The sequence below is a fragment of the Geodermatophilus normandii genome (assembly GCF_003182485.1).
GTDB lineage: Bacteria > Actinomycetota > Actinomycetes > Mycobacteriales > Geodermatophilaceae > Geodermatophilus > Geodermatophilus normandii.
In genome coordinates, this window is record NZ_QGTX01000001.1 from 1436184 (window position 1) to 1451773 (window position 15590).

General features: G+C 74.5%; 14 protein-coding genes. 10 read left to right on the forward strand and 4 right to left on the reverse strand.

All coding sequences use genetic code 11. The features are described from left to right. Nucleotides 1-46 precede the first annotated feature (46 nt). Complete coding sequence (gene fdhA, locus JD79_RS07055; RefSeq protein ID WP_110004935.1) at nucleotides 47-1264, forward strand: formaldehyde dehydrogenase, glutathione-independent; 1218 nt, start codon at nucleotides 47-49, stop codon at nucleotides 1262-1264. A 45-nt stretch (nucleotides 1265-1309) separates the two neighbouring features. Here fdhA and JD79_RS07060 read toward each other — a convergent pair whose 3' ends face one another. Then, complete coding sequence (locus JD79_RS07060) at nucleotides 1310-2404, reverse strand: SPL family radical SAM protein (RefSeq protein WP_110004936.1); 1095 nt, start codon at nucleotides 2402-2404, stop codon at nucleotides 1310-1312. Nucleotides 2405-2514: 110 nt separating this feature from the next. Continuing rightward, complete coding sequence (locus JD79_RS07065; protein WP_110004937.1) at nucleotides 2515-2895, reverse strand: nuclear transport factor 2 family protein; 381 nt, start codon at nucleotides 2893-2895, stop codon at nucleotides 2515-2517. Between the two features lie 96 nt (nucleotides 2896-2991). On the opposite strand from JD79_RS07065, the gene JD79_RS07070 reads away from it, so the two are divergent. Next, nucleotides 2992-5376: a putative bifunctional diguanylate cyclase/phosphodiesterase gene (locus JD79_RS07070; protein ID WP_146220403.1), complete on the forward strand. Its 2385-nt coding sequence runs from the start codon at nucleotides 2992-2994 to the stop codon at nucleotides 5374-5376. A gap of 219 nt (nucleotides 5377-5595) precedes the next feature. Next, nucleotides 5596-8100: a SpoIIE family protein phosphatase gene (locus tag JD79_RS07075; RefSeq protein WP_211307894.1), complete on the forward strand. Its 2505-nt coding sequence runs from the start codon at nucleotides 5596-5598 to the stop codon at nucleotides 8098-8100. A 6-nt stretch (nucleotides 8101-8106) separates the two neighbouring features. Here the strand turns inward: JD79_RS07075 and JD79_RS07080 are convergent, their stop codons facing one another. Next, a complete protein-coding gene (locus JD79_RS07080; protein ID WP_245899868.1) occupies nucleotides 8107-9153 on the reverse strand; it encodes an NAD(P)-dependent alcohol dehydrogenase in 1047 nt (348 codons plus the stop codon). 118 nt (nucleotides 9154-9271) lie between these two features. Here JD79_RS07080 and JD79_RS24485 point away from each other — a divergent pair, with 118 nt between their 5' ends. The 7 genes from JD79_RS24485 to JD79_RS07110 all read left to right on the forward strand — a co-directional run bounded on the left by JD79_RS24485 (nucleotide 9272) and on the right by JD79_RS07110 (nucleotide 14562). Continuing rightward, nucleotides 9272-9361 (forward strand): putative leader peptide, encoded by a 90-nt coding sequence (locus JD79_RS24485; RefSeq protein ID WP_425454167.1) that lies wholly within the window; start codon nucleotides 9272-9274, stop codon nucleotides 9359-9361. 51 nt (nucleotides 9362-9412) lie between these two features. Continuing rightward, nucleotides 9413-10303, forward strand: a complete 891-nt coding sequence (locus tag JD79_RS07085; RefSeq protein WP_110004941.1) for a TauD/TfdA dioxygenase family protein — start codon at nucleotides 9413-9415, stop codon at nucleotides 10301-10303. Nucleotides 10304-10431: 128 nt separating this feature from the next. Beyond that, a complete protein-coding gene (locus JD79_RS07090; protein WP_110004942.1) occupies nucleotides 10432-11391 on the forward strand; it encodes a glycine betaine ABC transporter substrate-binding protein in 960 nt (319 codons plus the stop codon). A gap of 1 nt (nucleotide 11392) precedes the next feature. Beyond that, entirely contained in the window at nucleotides 11393-12601 is a 1209-nt protein-coding gene (locus JD79_RS07095; RefSeq protein ID WP_110004943.1) for a quaternary amine ABC transporter ATP-binding protein, read from the forward strand. Continuing rightward, the gene (locus JD79_RS07100; RefSeq protein WP_110004944.1) at nucleotides 12598-13536 is read left to right on the forward strand and encodes an ABC transporter permease; all 939 of its coding nucleotides are present in this window, start codon (nucleotides 12598-12600) and stop codon (nucleotides 13534-13536) included. The genes JD79_RS07095 and JD79_RS07100 overlap by 4 nt, the downstream gene beginning before the upstream one ends. 115 nt (nucleotides 13537-13651) lie before the next feature. After that, nucleotides 13652-13876, forward strand: coding sequence for a hypothetical protein (locus JD79_RS22155; RefSeq protein ID WP_146220404.1), 225 nt, complete (start codon nucleotides 13652-13654; stop codon nucleotides 13874-13876). 191 nt (nucleotides 13877-14067) lie between these two features. Next, entirely contained in the window at nucleotides 14068-14562 is a 495-nt protein-coding gene (locus tag JD79_RS07110) for a hypothetical protein (RefSeq protein ID WP_110004946.1), read from the forward strand. A 19-nt stretch (nucleotides 14563-14581) separates the two neighbouring features. Here the strand turns inward: JD79_RS07110 and JD79_RS07115 are convergent, their stop codons facing one another. After that, nucleotides 14582-15394 carry an exodeoxyribonuclease III gene (locus JD79_RS07115; RefSeq protein ID WP_110004947.1) on the reverse strand — a complete coding sequence of 271 codons (813 nt, stop codon included), beginning with the start codon at nucleotides 15392-15394 and terminating at the stop codon, nucleotides 14582-14584. Nucleotides 15395-15590 lie beyond the last annotated feature (196 nt).

Consider the following 15590-nt stretch of genomic DNA (forward strand, 5'->3'; position numbering starts at 1 on the left):
CGTGCCGGGCGGGCCGTCGGGCACGTCGCCGAGAGGAGGCGCGTCCGTGGCAGGTAACAGGGCGGTCATGTACATGGGGCCCGGCAAGGTCGAGGTCGCGGACCTGGACTACCCCGGGCTCGAGCTTAAGGAGGGACCGGGGGTCAACCCGGCCAACGTCGGCCGCAAGACCCCGCACGGGGTCATCCTGCGGACGGTGGCCACCAACATCTGCGGCAGCGACCAGCACATGGTCCGCGGGCGCACGACGGCGCCCGAGCGCCTGGTGCTCGGCCACGAGATCACCGGAGAGGTCGTCGAGAAGGGGGCGGACGTCGAGTTCCTCGAGGTCGGCGACATCGTCAGCGTGCCCTTCAACATCGCCTGCGGGCGCTGTCGCAACTGCAAGGAGGGCAAGACCGGGATCTGCCTCAACGTCAACCCCGACCGTCCGGGCTCGGCCTACGGCTACGTGGACATGGGCGGCTGGACCGGCGGGCAGGCCGAGTACGTCATGGTCCCGTACGCGGACTGGAACGCGCTGAAGTTCCCGGACCGCGACCAGGCGCTGGCCAAGATCCGCGACCTGACGATGCTGTCGGACATCTTCCCGACCGGCTACCACGGGTGCGTGACCGCCGGTGTCGGGACCGGCTCGACGGTCTACATCGCCGGGGCCGGCCCGGTCGGCCTCGCGGCGGCCGCCTCGGCGCAGCTGCTCGGTGCCGCCGTCGTCATCGTGGGCGACCTCAACGCCGACCGGCTGGCCCAGGCCCGGAGCTTCGGCTGCGAGACCGTCGACGTGTCGAAGGGCGACCCGAAGGACCAGATCGCGGAGATCCTCGGCGAGCCCGAGGTGGACTGCGGCGTGGACGCGGTCGGCTTCGAGGCCCGCGGGCACGGAGAGGGCTCGGACCGGGAGGCGCCGGCGACGGTGCTCAACTCGCTGATGGACGTCACGCGGGCCGGTGGCGCGCTCGGCATCCCCGGCCTCTACGTGACCGGGGACCCCGGCGCGGTCGACGACGCGGCCAAGGTGGGCTCGCTGTCGATCCGGCTGGGGCTGGGCTGGGCGAAGTCGCACTCGTTCACGACCGGCCAGTGCCCGGTCATGCGCTACAACCGCCAGCTGATGATGGCGATCCTGCACGACCGGGTGCAGATCGCGAAGGCGGTCAACGCCGAGGTGATCCCGCTCGAGGACGCCCCGCGCGGCTACCAGGAGTTCGACCAGGGTGCGGCGAAGAAGTACGTGCTCAACCCGAACGGCCTGATCCCGGCCTGACCGGGACGGGACGGCGGGGACACCCGTCCCCGCCGTCCCGCGTGGTCACGTCCAGTACAGGAAGCGGGCCTGGGGGAGGCGGTCGGCGACGGCGGCCTCGAACCAGGTGCGCAGCTCGGCCATCGTCTCCTTCGGGTAGACGTGCTTGACCGAGCCGAACCTGCCCCGCTTGGTGGTGCGGCGGGACTCGTCCATCTCCAGCTTGGTGCGCGGGTACCAGTCGAGCAGCGTCTCCTTGCTGCCCGGGGTGAACCGGTGGGTGATGCACTCGACGGTGAGGTCCGTGCCGGCCGGCAGGACCGCCGCGACGGCCTCGAGCAGGGCGCCGTACCCCTCCCGCCAGCCCTCGACCGGCATGATCGGAGCGATGGTCAGGCCCACCGGGTAACCGGCGCGGGCGACGGCGCCCAGGGCGGCGATGCGCGCGTCCACCGTGCTGGTGGCGCCCTCGAACCGCCGGCCGACCGAGGCCGCGTTGAGCGAGAAGCGCAGCCGGGTGCGCCCGCCGTGCGGCAGGCCGAGCAGGCCGGCGACGTCGTCGAACTTGGTGGTGGCGCGCAGCTGGACCGGGCCGGGCCACTCGTGGGTGCCGAAGTGCTCGACCATGCGGGCCAGGCCGCCGGTGAGGTGCTCGATGGCCAGCGGGTCGGTGTAGCAGGAGGCCTCGAACGTCGTCCCCTCGCCGCCGCGCTCGAGCGTGCCGGAGGTGATGCGTCCCTGGCCGACGTAGGGGTCGAGGCCGTCGAGCACCTCGTCGAGGTCGGCCCAGACCCGGGTGATCGGCGGGCCGGACAGCGACCCGGCGAGGTAGCAGTACTGGCAGTGCGCGGGGCAGCCCTCGGCCAGGTCGAGCCGGAAGTCCGCCGACGGCGGGATGGGCTGCAGCCTCCGCTTCGACGGCGGCGGGACGACCAGGGCCATCGTGTCCTTGGCGGCCATGAACGCCGCGCGGTCGTCGTCGCCCCGGAGCGACGGCAGCCGGTCGCCGGGCAGCAGCTCGACGTCGGAGACGCCGGCCGCCTCGAGGCGCGCGAGCACGCGCTGCCCGTGCGGGCGCTCGGCGGCCGAGCGGGTGACGAGGACGCGCCTGGGCGTCCACAGACGGGTGGGGGCGGGGGCCTCGAGGGCGGGCGCGGTCATCGGTGGGTACAACACCGCGGCTCGTCCCCCGATGCCCCGGCGGACGACGTCCGTGCAGGTCAGACGGTGAGGTGAGCCACCCACGCGGCCAGAGCGCGGTCAGGGCGCGGTCAGGGCGCGGCCCGCCACCGGGCCCGCCACTCGGGCGCCTCCCAGGCCTCCCCGACGTAGATCGTCTCGCGGGACACCAGGTCCCCGCGGAACTCGTAGATCGCCGGGCCGGACATCCACGGCCCGCCGTCGTAGCGGGCGCGCACCTCCACCACCCAGAAGTCGTCCCGGCCCCGCACGCGGACGATCTCGAGCTCGACCTCCGCGGGGTAGTCCCGCCGCCACTCCCGGAAGTTGGCCACGCCCTCGAACCGCTCACCGGACTGGGGGAACTCCAGGACGGCGTCCTCGGCGTAGATCTCGCTGGCCCGGTCCTCGTCGCCGGCCGCGCTGTGGCGGATGTAGTGCTCCAGCGCCGCCCGGACGGACTGCTCGTCCATGCGCCGATGCTCCTCCGGTCACGGGCGCACCGACACCCCTCACTCGTCGGGGGGAGCCGCGTTGAGTCAGGTCGATGTCGTTCCGATACGGCGGGCGTGGAAGCGCGCACCGAGAGCGGGAGCACCGCGGCCCCCGGTCCTCCCGCCGTGCCCGGCCTGCTCGCCCGGGTGGCCCGGACCCTGCCCTCCGGACGCCACCTCCCGGACGAGCAGTGGCACCGGCACCACCGCTTCGTCCTGAGGACCCTGGCCGCGCTGACCGTCGTCGTCGCCGGTCACGCCCTCGTCGCGGGGCACGGCGTCCTCGGCGCCGGCGGGCTCACCGTCCCCGTGGCGGCCCTCGGGGCGGCCGCGGCCCTGCCGTTCCTGACCCGGGGTGAGCGGGCCAACCTCGCGGCCGTCGGGTTGATGACGGCGGCGGCCGTGGTCGTGCACGTCTCGGGTGGGCGCACCGAGGCGCACTTCCTCTTCTTCGCCCTGCTCCCCCTGGCCGCGCTCTACGCGACCCCGGTGCCCTTCGTCCTGGCCGTCGGCTTCGTGGCCCTGCACCACTTCGTGCTCGGCTCCCTGCTGCACGGCTCGGTGTTCGTGCACGGCCAGTCCGTGGCGCAGATGGCGCTGCTGCACGCCGTGTTCATCCTCGTCGAGAGCTGGGCCTGCTTCGTGGCCTGGCGCCACTTCGAGGACCGGCGCGAGCTCGTCGAGCGGCTGGTGTCGGACCGGACCGCGCAGCTGCGGGAACAGCGGGACGAGCTGCTGCGCCTGGCGGCCGTGGTGCAGTCCACGGACGACGCCGTGTACACCGCCTCCCTCGACGGACGGGTCCGGACGTGGAACCCGGGAGCGGAGCGGCTCTACGGCCACGCGGCCGCGGAGGTGATCGGGCGCCACGTCCGCTGCCTGGTGGCCCCGGGGCAGCAGGGCCTGGTCGGCCCTGCGCTGGTGGCCCTGCAGCAGCAGTCCAACGTCCGCCTCGAGCGGCTGCACCGGCGCAGGGACGGCTCGGTCTTCGAGGCGCTCCTGACCGTCTCCGCCATCCGGGACGAGGACGGCACGCTGACCGGGCACGCGGCCATCGTCCGGGACGTCACCGAGCAGAAGCGGGCGCAGGCGGAGGCGGTCAGCAACGCCCACCGCCTCCAGGAGCAGGCGGGGGAGCTGGCGCGGCTCGCCCTGCACGACTCCCTGACCGGGCTGGCCAACCGCGTCCTGCTCCGGGACCGGCTCGAGGCCGTCCTGGCGGCCCGGCGCACCGGTCCCGGCGCCGTCCTGCTGCTCGACCTCGACGACTTCAAGGCCGTCAACGACGTCCACGGCCACGGTGCCGGGGACGCGGTGCTGACGGCCGTCGCCTCCCGGCTGCGGTCGTGCGTGCGGCCGGAGGACACCGTTGCCCGCCTCGGCGGTGACGAGTTCGTGGTGCTCGTCGACGCGGCGCGCGGCCGCGACGAGGTCGGTGCCGTCGCCGAGCGCCTGATCGCCGCGTCCAACGCCTCCGTCCCGTGGGGGCCGGAGACCTTCGAGGTCGGCTGCAGCATCGGGATCGCGCTCCTCGACCCGGCGGACGGCCGGGACCCCGACGAGGTCCTCCGCGACGCCGACATCGCGATGTACGCGGCGAAGGCGGCCGGGCGGAACCGGTTCGCGGTCTTCGAGCCGGCGATGCACGAGCAGGTGGTCGCCCAGACCCAGCTGGTGCGCGACCTGCGCACCGCGGCCGGGAGCGGCCAGTTCTCCCTCCTCTACCAGCCCCAGGTCGACCTGCGCTCCGGCCGGATCACGGGGGCCGAGGCCCTGGCCCGGTGGCACCACCCCCTGCACGGCCTCGTCCTGCCCGACACGTTCATCCCGGTGGCGGAGAGCTCCGGGACGATCGACCTCATCGACGACTGGGCGCTCGGGGAGGCCTGCCGCCAGCTGGCCGGGTGGGACGCCGCCGGGCTCCCGCGGCTGCAGGTCGCGGTCAACATCTCCGCGCGCCGGCTGGCCCGGGGGGACCTCGCGGACACCGTCCGGTCGAGCGCGCGGGCGGCGGGTGTCGACCCCGCCCGGCTCGAGGTCGAGATCACCGAGACGGCCACGACCAGCTGCGCGGACGAGGCGGCCCGCACGCTGCAGGAGGTCCGGGCGCTCGGCGTCTCCATCGCCATCGACGACTTCGGGACGGGCCACTCGTCGTTCGGCCGGCTCCGGGTGCTGCCGGTGGACCGCCTGAAGATCGACCGGTCGTTCGTCGCCGCCCTCGACGGACGCGCGGGCGCCGGGTCGATCGCCGGCGCCATGGTGGCCATGGGCCGCAGCCTGGGGCTCGACGTCGTGGCCGAGGGCGTCGAGACGGCGGAGCAGCTCGACGCCCTGCGGGCCCTGGGGTGCAGCTCCGTGCAGGGCTGGCTGTTCGGCCGGCCCGTCCCGGCCGACGAGATCGCCTCCCTCGTGCGGGCGGCTCCCCCGGTCCCCGCGCTGCCCGGCCGACCCTCCTGACCGCCGGACCCGCCGACCGCCGGACACCCGGCCCGACGTCGTGGCACTACGGTCGTGCGGGGACGACTCGTCGCCCGGCGGGGATGGGAGGTGTGCCCGATGGGGAGTGCGGCACCCGACCCGGGGCCTCTCCCGGCGCGCGCCGCTGCCGGCCGCTCCCCGTCGGCCGGACCCGCGCCGGGGCGCGGGCCGACGCCCGGACGGCACGCCTGGTTCCGGGTGGCCGGCACCGCTGCGCTCGACCGGATCACCGAGCTGGCCGCGCACCTCATGGGGACGTCGGCCTCCCAGGTCTCCCTCCTCTCCGACGTCCAGACGATCGCCGGAGGTAGCGGCCTGGCGCCGTCCGCGGTGGGGAGCCAGGGCCCGCTGGCGGACTCCCTGTGCACCGTCACCGCCGATCTCGGCGGACCGCTGGTGGTCCCCGACGCCTCCCACGACGACCGCGTCCGGGACCTGCCGCCAGTCGCCTCCGGCGCGGTCGGGTCCTACCTGGGCGTCCCGCTGGCGGGGGACGACGGCCGGCCGGTCGGTGCCCTGTGCGTCTTCGACGCGGCGCCGCGCCCGTGGTCGCCGTCGGACGTGGGGGTGCTCGAGCAGCTGGCGCGGGCGGTCGTCGCGGAGCTCGAGCTGGCGGCGCGGAGCGCCGAGAGCCGTGCCGACCGCGCGCGGTGGGACCTGGCCGCCGCGGCCGGGGGAGTGGGGACCTTCGACCTGGACCTGACGACGGGCGACCTGGTCCTCGACGACCGGATGCTCGAGCTGTCCGACCTCGACCGGCACGCGTTCACGGGACGCCCCGAGGACGTGTACGCCCACGTCCACCGCGACGACGTCGGCGACGTCGTCGCCCGTGTCGAGCGCGCCCTCGCCACGGCCGGCTCGTACGAGGCCGAGTACCGCGTCGTCCTCGCCGACGGCTCGCACCGCTGGCTCGCCGCCCGGGGCCGGGTGGTCGACGACGGCGGGTCGCGGCGGCTCATCGGCGTCGCGCACGACACCACGACGCAGCGGGAGCCGATGCAGCGGACCGCCGAGCTCCTCGAGGGCCTCGCCGTGGCCTTCATCGCGATGGACACCGACTGGGTGATGACCCACGTCAACGCCGAGGCCGAGCGGATCGCCGGCGAGGACCGCACCCGGCTGCTGGGCCGCTCCCTGTGGGAGGCGTTCCCGGCGACCGTGGGCACGGCGTTCGAGGACAACTACCGCCGCGCCGCGGCCACCGGCCGGCCGGTCGTCTTCGACGCCCACTACCCCGCGCCGCTGGACGTGTGGGTGGAGGTCCGCGCGGTGCCCGGGCCGCACGGGCTGGCCCTCTACTTCCTCGACATCACCGAGCGCGTGAAGCTGCAGCGGCGCAACGAGTTCCTGCAGCAGGTCGCCGGCGAGCTGACCGGCACGCTCGACGCGGAGGACGCGGTCGCCCGCCTGGCCCGGCTGGCCGTCCCCGAGCTCGCCGACTGGTGCCTGGTCACCCTGGTCGGGGACGAGTCCCAGCACGGCTCCCGTCGGGGGCTGCGCGACGTCGGCTGGTGGCACACCGATCCCGCGCTGCTCCCGGTCGTCGAGGACTACGCCCGGGAGCGCATCCCCGCCCTCACGGACACGTCCTTCGTCGCCCGGGCCCTGCGCACCGGCCGGCCGGTCGTGGTCGAGGAGCAGGCGACGGCCCGGATCCGCGAGGTCCTGGTGCCGGGCCCCGCGCACACCCTGCTCGAGCGGCTGTCGCCGGCCTCGTTCGCCGTGGTCCCCCTGCGGGGGCGCGGGCGCACGGTGGGCCTGCTCAGCCTGTTCAACGGCCCGGCCCGGGGTCGGATCACCGCGGACGCCCTCGCCACCGTGTCGGACATCGCCGCCCGGGCCGGCCTGGCGCTGGACAACGCCCGCCTGTACCGCCGGCAGCGCCAGCTGGCCGAGGGGCTGCAACGGTCCCTGCTCACGGGCCCGGCACAGCCCGACCACGTCCAGGTCGTCGTCCGCTACACGCCGGCGGCGGAGACCGCCCAGGTCGGCGGGGACTGGTACGACGCCTTCCTCCAGCCGGGCGGGAGCATGATCGTCACGGTCGGCGACGTCCTCGGGCACAACACCGAGGCGGCTGCCGCCATGGGCCAGATCCGGTCGATGCTGCGGGCCATCGCGGTGACCACGGGAGCCGGCCCCGCGGAGGTCCTGCGGCGCGTCGACGAGGCGATGACCACGCTGCAGGTGAACACCACCGCCACCGCGGTGGTCGTCCGGCTGGAGCAGACCGACGACGAGGCCGACCGGGGCGTGACCAGGGTCTCCTGGTCCAACGCGGGGCACCCGCCGCCCGTGGTCGTCGACCCCGACGGCACGGTGCGGCCCCTCCACGGCCTGCGACCCGAGCTGCTGCTCGGTGTCGACGACACCGCCCGGCGCCGCGAGTCCGAGGTCACCCTCGAGCAGGGCGCGACCCTGGTCCTCTACACCGACGGCCTCATCGAGCGACGGGACCAGCACCTCGACCAGGGGCTCGACCGGCTCCGCGGGACCCTGGAGGAGCTGGCCGGCCTCGACCTCGACGAGCTGTGCGACGAGCTCCTGCTCAGGATGCTGGAGGGCGGATCCGACGACGACGTCGCCCTGGTCGCCGTGCGCCTGCACCCCCAGGACCGGCCCCGGCCCGCCGAGGCCGGCCCCAACCGCATCCCGCCCGACGTCCCCGACGCCCCCGCCGTCCGCCCGCGGCGCGACTGAGCGCCCTCAGGCGAGGGTGGCCGTGTCGATCACGAAGCGGTAGCGCACGTCGGAGGTCACCACCCGCTCGTAGGCCTCGTTGACCTGCTCCGCGCCGATCGTCTCGATCACGGCGGCGATGCCGTGCCCGGCGCAGAAGTCCAGCATCTCCTGGGTCTCGCGGATGCCGCCGATGTTCGATCCGGCGTAGGAGACCCGCCGCATGAGCAGCGAGAGGACGTCCAGCGACACCGGGTGCTCCGGGATGCCGACGTTGACCATCGTGCCGTCCACGGCCAGCAGGGAGAGGTGGGCGTCCACGTCGATCGACGCGCTGACCGTGTTGACGACGAGGTCGAAGGAGGCCGCCAGGCGGGAGAACGTGTCCGGGTCGCTGGTGGCGGCGTAGTGGGTGGCGCCCAGGCGCAGGGCGTCCTCCTGCTTCCTCATCGACTGCGACAGCACGGTGACCTCGGCCCCCATCGCGGAGGCCAGCTGGACCGCCATGTGGCCCAGCCCGCCCAGGCCGACGACGGCGACCCGCGTGCCGGGGCCGGCCCCCCAGCGGCGCAGCGGGGAGTAGGCGGTGATGCCCGCACACAGCAGCGGCGCGGCGACGTCGAGGGCCATGCCGTCGGGGATGCGCAGCACGAAGTCCTCGGTGACGACGATGGCCTCGGCGTAGCCGCCCTGGGTGGGCCGGCCGTCGCGGCCCGTGCTCGAGTAGGTCTCGACGTAGCCCTCGGCGCAGAACTGCTCGTCGCCGCGCCGGCAGTACGCGCACCGGCGGCAGGAGTCGACCAGGCAGCCGACGCCGACGCGGTCGCCGACCCGGAACCGGGTCACCTGCGGGCCGACCTCGGCGACGACCCCGGCGATCTCGTGGCCGAGGACGATCGGGTAGTCCGTGGCCCCCCACTCGCCGCGGGCGGTGTGGATGTCGGAGTGGCAGATGCCGACGTAGCCGATGGCGATGCGCACGTCGTGCGGGCCGACGTCCCGGAGCTCGATCGTCGTCGGCGTCAACGGCGCCGTGGGGGACGTGGCGGCGTAGGCCTTGACGGTGGTGGGCACGGGCTCCTCCTGCGGGCGTCGGGGGGCGTCGGGGACGCGGCACCGGGGCGCCACGCTACGGACGCCGCCCGGGGGCCCCTCGTCGCCGGGAGGGCGAGGACCCGCTACGGTAATCCCCATGCATCCGGTCGGGTTTGTGCGGTTTGCGCTCGTCGAGCGCCGGCACGTCGACCTGCTGCGGTGCGCGAGCGCGCTCTGTCGGGCCTGAGACGCCGTCCCAGCCCCGCCCGCTCGCCCCCACACGCCCCGGAGTCCCCGCATGACCCTGCTCGCTGCTGCCCCCACCGCGCCGGCCGACCTCGACGGCGGCCTCGACCTCGAGCGCCTCGAGCCGACGATCGGCGCCCGCGTCCACGGCGTCGACCTCGCCCGCGCCACCGACGAGCAGGTCCGGGCCGTCCGGGCCGCGCTCGCCGAGTACAAGGTGCTGTTCTTCGCCGGCCAGCACGACCTGCACCCCGACGGCCAGATCGCCCTGGGCCGCCGCCTGGGCGAGGTCACCGAGTCCCACCCGGTGGTCCCCGGCGTCGACCAGGAGCACCCGGAGATCTACGCGCTCGACAGCGCGACCGGCGGGTTCGCCGACGTCTGGCACACCGACGTCACCTTCGTGCGCCGGCCGCCGCTGGGGTCGGTGCTGCGCGCCGTCGTCCTCCCGCCGACCGGCGGGGACACCCAGTGGGCCGACCTGGAGCTGGCCTACCGCTCGCTCTCCGAGCCCGTGCAGCGGCTGGCCGACCAGCTCGTCGCGGTCCACGACGGCACCCGCGAGTTCGGCTACTACCTCGCCCAGCGCCAGGAGCGGACCAAGTGGGAGGGCGAGGAGTTCCGCGCCCTGGTCCCGGTGGCGCACCCGGTCGTGCGCGTGCACCCGGAGACCGGCCGCAAGGGGCTGTTCGTCAACCCGGGCTTCGTGTCGCACATCGAGGGCGTGTCCGACGCCGAGAGCCGGTACCTGCTCGACATGTTCTACGCGCACGTCACCAAGCCGGAGCACATCGTGCGGCACCGCTGGTCGGTGGGCGACGTGGTGATGTGGGACAACCGCTCGACGGTGCACTACGCCAACCGCGACTACGGCGCCCAGCGCCGTGTCATGCACCGCATCACCCTCCGGGGCGACGCTCCGGTCGGACCCGCGTCCGCCTGACCCCGGCAGCCCTGCTCCGCCACCTCACCGCGCCACGAGGCGCAGGCTCCTCCGAGGGCCTGCGCCTCGTGGCACGCCCACGTCCGCCGCGGCCCGCCGGGTCCGACGTCCCAGGGAAGAAGAACCCCATGCAGCGCACACTCCTCCGTCCCCGCGCCTCCGCGGTGGCACTCACCGCCCTCCTGACCGCGGCCCTCGCCGGGTGCACCAGCGAGGAGGCGGGCTCGGGAGGGGGCGGCGGCGGGGACGGCATCACCGTGCAGACCGCCCAGTTCAGCTGGACCGCCGCCGGCCTGACCAACGGGATCCTCAGCGAGATCACCGCCGACCACCCCGACCTCGGCGTCGCCTCCCTGGCGACGACGCAGCTCGACCCGGCCGCGGCGTGGGCCGGCGCGCAGCGCGGGGACATCGACCTGCTCACCGAGGTGGCGCTGCCGAACCAGCAGGAGCTCGCCGACTCGGCGAGCGAGCAGGTCGACGTCGTGTCCGAGACCTACGGGGACGCCGCGCAGGGCTGGTTCGTCCCGGCCTACGCGGTCGAGCCGGGCGGGCCGCTGGAGGGGCTGACCAGCGTCACGCAGCTCGACGACTACGCCGACGAGCTCGGGAACAAGTTCTACGACGCCGACCCCGGCTACATCACCACCGAGCAGAACGCCAAGCGGCTGCAGGGGTACGGCATCGACCTGGAGCACGTCGTCTCCAGCGAGGCCGCCGAGCTCGCGCAGCTGGAGAACAGCTACAGCCGCGAGGAGCCGATCGTGCTGTACCTGTACCACCCGCACGCGGTGTTCGCCCAGTACGACATGGTCCAGCTGGCGGAGCCCACGCCCTACACCGAGGGCTGCCTCACCACCGGCGACGGCGCCTGCGCGATGCCCTCGTACAGCGCCAACATCGCCGCCAGCAAGGAGCTGGCCGAGCAGGCACCGGCCTTCGTCGACCTGCTCACCGACCTGCGCATCTCCGTCGACGAGATGGAGGAGATGCAGAAGCGGGTCGACGTCGACGGCGAGGACGTCTCCACCGTCGCGCGCGAGTGGGTCGACGCCAACGCCGACCGGATCGACGAGTGGATCGGCTGACGTGGCGCCGCCGGTGCTGAGCGTCTCGGGCCTGACGAAGGTCTTCGGGGCGCGCGAGCAGGAGGCCCTGCGACTGGCCGGCGAGGGCCTCGGGCGCGACGAGATCCACCGCCGGACCGGCGCGACCCTCGCGGTCCACGACGTGAGCTTCGCCGTCGAGCGCGGGGAGCTGTTCGTCGTGATGGGCCTGTCGGGATCGGGCAAGTCGACGCTGGTCCGCCTGCTCAACCGGCTCATCGAGCCCAGCGCCGGCACCGTCGAGGTCGAGGGCCGCGACCTGCGCGCCCTCGACGACGCGCAGCTGCGGACCGTGCGCAACGAGAAGATCAGCATGGTCTTCCAGCACTTCGCGCTGCTGCCGCACCGCACGGTGCGCGAGAACGCCGCCTATGCGCTGAAGGTCCGCGGCGCCCCGGCCGCGCAGCAGCGCGAGCGCGCGGACTGGGCCCTGGAGACGGTCGGTCTGCTCGAGCGGGCCGACGCGCGGCCCGACCAGCTCTCCGGCGGCATGCGCCAGCGCGTGGGCCTGGCCCGCGCACTGGCCGCCGATTCCGAGGTGCTGCTCATGGACGAGCCGTTCTCCGCGCTGGACCCGCTGATCCGCCGCGACATGCAGGACCTGCTGGAGCGGCTGCAGTCGGAGCTGTCGAAGACGATCGTGTTCATCACGCACGACCTCAACGAGGCGATGCGGCTGGGTGACCGGATCCTCATGCTCAAGGACGGGCGGACGGTCCAGCTGGGCACCGGCCCGGAGATCATCTCCGCGCCCGCCGACGACTACGTCGCCGACTTCACCTCCGACGTCGACCGGACCCGGGTGCTCACCGCGGGCGACCTGCTGCGGGAGCCGCGGCTGACCGCCCGGCTCGGGGACCCGCCCGGGGACGTGCTCAAGGCGCTCGGCGCAGCGGAGGCCAACGGCGTCTACGTCCTCGACGGCGAGCGGCGCATCACCGGCGTCGCCCGCGACGACCTGCTGGCCCGCGCCCTGCAGGAGGGCCGCACCGCGGTCGGTCCGCGCGAGCTCGTCGCCGACTACGCCACCATCGCCGCCGACCGGCCGGTGGTCGACTTCGTGCACCTCGTGGGGCGGCACGCCGTGCCGCTCGGCGTGGTCGACGGCGACGGGCGGCTGCTCGGTGTCGTGCCGCGGGCCGCGGTGCTCGACGCGCTCTCGGCCGTCCCGGTCCGGGGGAGGCGCTCGTGATCCCGCACGTCCCGCTCGGCCAGTGGGTCTCCGACCTCATCGACTGGCTGCTCGACACGGTGCCGTGGCTGTTCGACGCCATCTCGGCCGTCATGCAGGTCCTCGTCGACGGGCTGACCGACCTGCTGGTCTCCCCGCCGCCGGTGGTGTGGATCGTGGTCTTCGCGGTCCTCGCCCTGCTGCTGCGCGGCCCGTGGCTGGCTCTCTACACGGTGCTGGCGTTCCTGCTCGTGGTGTCGCTGGAGCTGTGGGTCGAGACCATGCAGACCCTGGCGCTGGTCCTCGTCGCCGCGGTCATCGCCACGGCCGTCGCGGTCCCCACCGGCATCCTGGCGGCGAGGCACCGGGCGGTCAGCGTCGTGATCCGGCCGGTGCTGGACTTCATGCAGACGACGCCGGTCTTCGTCTACCTCATCCCCGCCGTCTTCTTCTTCGGCGTGGGCGTCGTCCCCGGCGTGGTCGCGACGATCCTCTTCGCGATCCCGCCCGGCGTGCGGCTGACCGAGCTGGGCATCCGGCAGGTGGACCGCGAGGTGGTCGAGGCCGCGCAGGCCTTCGGCGCCCGGCCCGGACAGGTCCTGCGGGAGGTGCAGCTGCCCCTGGCGCTGCCGTCCATCATGGCCGGCATCAACCAGGTGATCATGCTGGCGCTGTCCATGGTCGTCACGGCCGGCCTGCTCGGCGCGGCCGGCCTGGGGGCGGTGGTGGTGCGGGCGGTGACCCAGCTCGACGTCGCCAGCGGCTTCGAGGGCGGTCTGGCCGTCGTCCTGCTGGCGATCTTCCTCGATCGGCTGACCGGGGCCTTCGGTCAGCGGGCCGCCCTGTCGCGCCTCCGTCAGGCGCGGGCGCAGCGGAGCCGGCAGGGCCGGGAGGCCGCGGGTGCGGACTCGCCGGTCGGCCGTCCTCCTGCGGTCGGCGCGCGGGCGGTCGACTGAGCCCCGCGAGCCGGTGACCGTGCGGAGGGCCCCGTGCGACCGCGCGGGGCCCTCCGTCCCTCCCGGATCCGCGGTGGCCGGCGTGGTCCGCCGCCCGGTAGGGCACTCCCCGGGGATGGACGAGGACTGGAGAGCCCTGCTCGGGGACCTGCCGCTGGAGCAGCGCCTGAAGGCGATCGCCGTCTACGAGTTGGCGAGCGACCGAGCCGAGGGGCAGTCCTTCGAGTCGGCGTCGGCGACCCTGCGCGCCGCGGCCAGGGCCGAGGGGCTCGACGACGGGCATCCGTGGATCCCGGCGGCCGCGGCGCACATCAGTGCTCCGCGGGGACCGCGACCGTGACCCGGTGGAGTGGCGCCCGGACCCGCTGACCTCGGGCCGAGATCACCCGGTCGGGGCTGTGGAACGCGTCGATCCCTGCCGATGAAGGGGTGTCAGGAGAGACAGCCGGCCGACGAGACAGGACACCACTCCCCATGGACGACCGCGGACGACACCACGCGAGGAGACGCCCGTCCCGCGCCGCGCGGCTGATGAGCGCGGTGACGTTCGGGCTGGTGGTCCTCCTCGGTCCCGGGGTGGCCGGTGCGGAACCGGGCGGGTCCGGGGTCGACCGCTCCGATCCGCCGGACGTCGTCCCGCTGGTCGACTGCGTCCTCACCCACGCCGACGGGAGCTGGACCGCGGTCTTCGGCTACGACAACCGCACCGGCGTCCCGGTCGACATCCCGGTGGGACCGGCCAACCAGGTGACGCCCCGGTCATCCGTCCAGCCGCAGCCGACGACGTTCGCCGCGGGCATCCGGCACGGGGTCTTCTCGGTGACGGTGCCACGGGGCGGCGGACCGATGTGGCACCTGGGCGGTACCAACCTCGCCGCGCGCAAGACCGATGCCGTCTGTCCCGACCCCACGCAGATGCCCGCCGAGGGCAACGGGACCGGAACCGCCCTCGTCGTGGCAGCCGCAGCAGGTGCCGGTGCGGTGCTCGTGCGCCGTCAGCGGCGCCGGACCGCCGCGGCCGCGTGATCCGGCACGGCGGAGCCGGCTAGACCTCCTGGTCGGCGAGCTCGACGACCACGGGGGCGTGGTCGCTGGCGCCCTTGCCCTTGCGCTCCTCGCGGTCGATCAGCGCGTTCGTCACCCGGCCGGCCAGCGCGGGCGTGCCGAGCACGAAGTCGATCCGCATGCCCTCCCGGCGCGGGAAGCGCAGCTGCGTGTAGTCCCAGTACGTGAACACGCCGGGACCGGGGGCGAGCGGCCGGACGACGTCGGCGTAGCCGGCGTCGACGACGGCGCGGAACGCGTCCCGCTCTGGCCCGGAGACGTGCGTCGAGTGCGAGAACACGCTCATGTCCCACACGTCCTCGTCCTGCGGCGCGATGTTCCAGTCGCCGACCAGCGCCACCTGGGCGGCCGGGTCCGCGGTCAGCCAGCCGCCGGCCACGGTGCGCAGCGCCGCCAGCCACTCGAGCTTGTAGTCGTAGTGCGGGTCACCGAGCTGGCGGCCGTTGGGCACGTACAGGCTCCACACCCGCACCCCGCCGCACGTGGCGCCCAGCGCCCGCGCCTCGGCGGCGGGCTCGGCGCCCTCCTTGGCCGCCCACGTCGGCATGCCGGGGAAGCCCACCTCGACGTCGTCGAGCCCGATCCGGGACAGCACCGCGACGCCGTTCCACTGCGAGTAGCCGACGTGCGCGACCTCGTAGCCGATCTCGCGGAAGCGCTCCTCGGGGAACTGGTCGTCGCGGCACTTGGTCTCCTGCAGGGCCAGGACGTCGACGTCGCGGCGCTGCAGCCAGGCGGTCACCCGGTCGACCCGGGTCCGGATGGAGTTCACGTTCCAGGTCGCGAGGCGCACGGTCCCCGAGCCTATGCGGCGGCTCCCGTCACCGCCGGAGCGTGCGCGGACACCGGCCGTGACCAGGGGAGACACAACTCACGCCCGATCGGGTGCCCACGCCGGACAGCGGGTACGGACGACGCCGTGACTGCCAGCCGCGAGTGGGACCATGGCGCGATGACCAGGCCCCGGACCCGTGCACACGCGACGAGCC

Bases quoted from the DNA above. Each gene is read 5' to 3' on its own strand.
- JD79_RS24485 (WP_425454167.1), top strand. From the start codon at position 9,272: ATGCATCCGGTCGGGTTTGTGCGGTTTGCGCTCGTCGAGCGCCGGCAC.
- JD79_RS07110 (WP_110004946.1), top strand. From the start codon at position 14,068: ATGAGCGCGGTGACGTTCGGGCTGGTGGTCCTCCTCGGTCCCGGGGTG.
- JD79_RS07085 (WP_110004941.1), top strand. From the start codon at position 9,413: ATGACCCTGCTCGCTGCTGCCCCCACCGCGCCGGCCGACCTCGACGGC.
- JD79_RS07060 (WP_110004936.1), bottom strand. From the start codon at position 2,404: ATGACCGCGCCCGCCCTCGAGGCCCCCGCCCCCACCCGTCTGTGGACG.
- JD79_RS07090 (WP_110004942.1), top strand. From the start codon at position 10,432: ATGCAGCGCACACTCCTCCGTCCCCGCGCCTCCGCGGTGGCACTCACC.
- JD79_RS22155 (WP_146220404.1), top strand. From the start codon at position 13,652: ATGGACGAGGACTGGAGAGCCCTGCTCGGGGACCTGCCGCTGGAGCAG.
- JD79_RS07065 (WP_110004937.1), bottom strand. From the start codon at position 2,895: ATGGACGAGCAGTCCGTCCGGGCGGCGCTGGAGCACTACATCCGCCAC.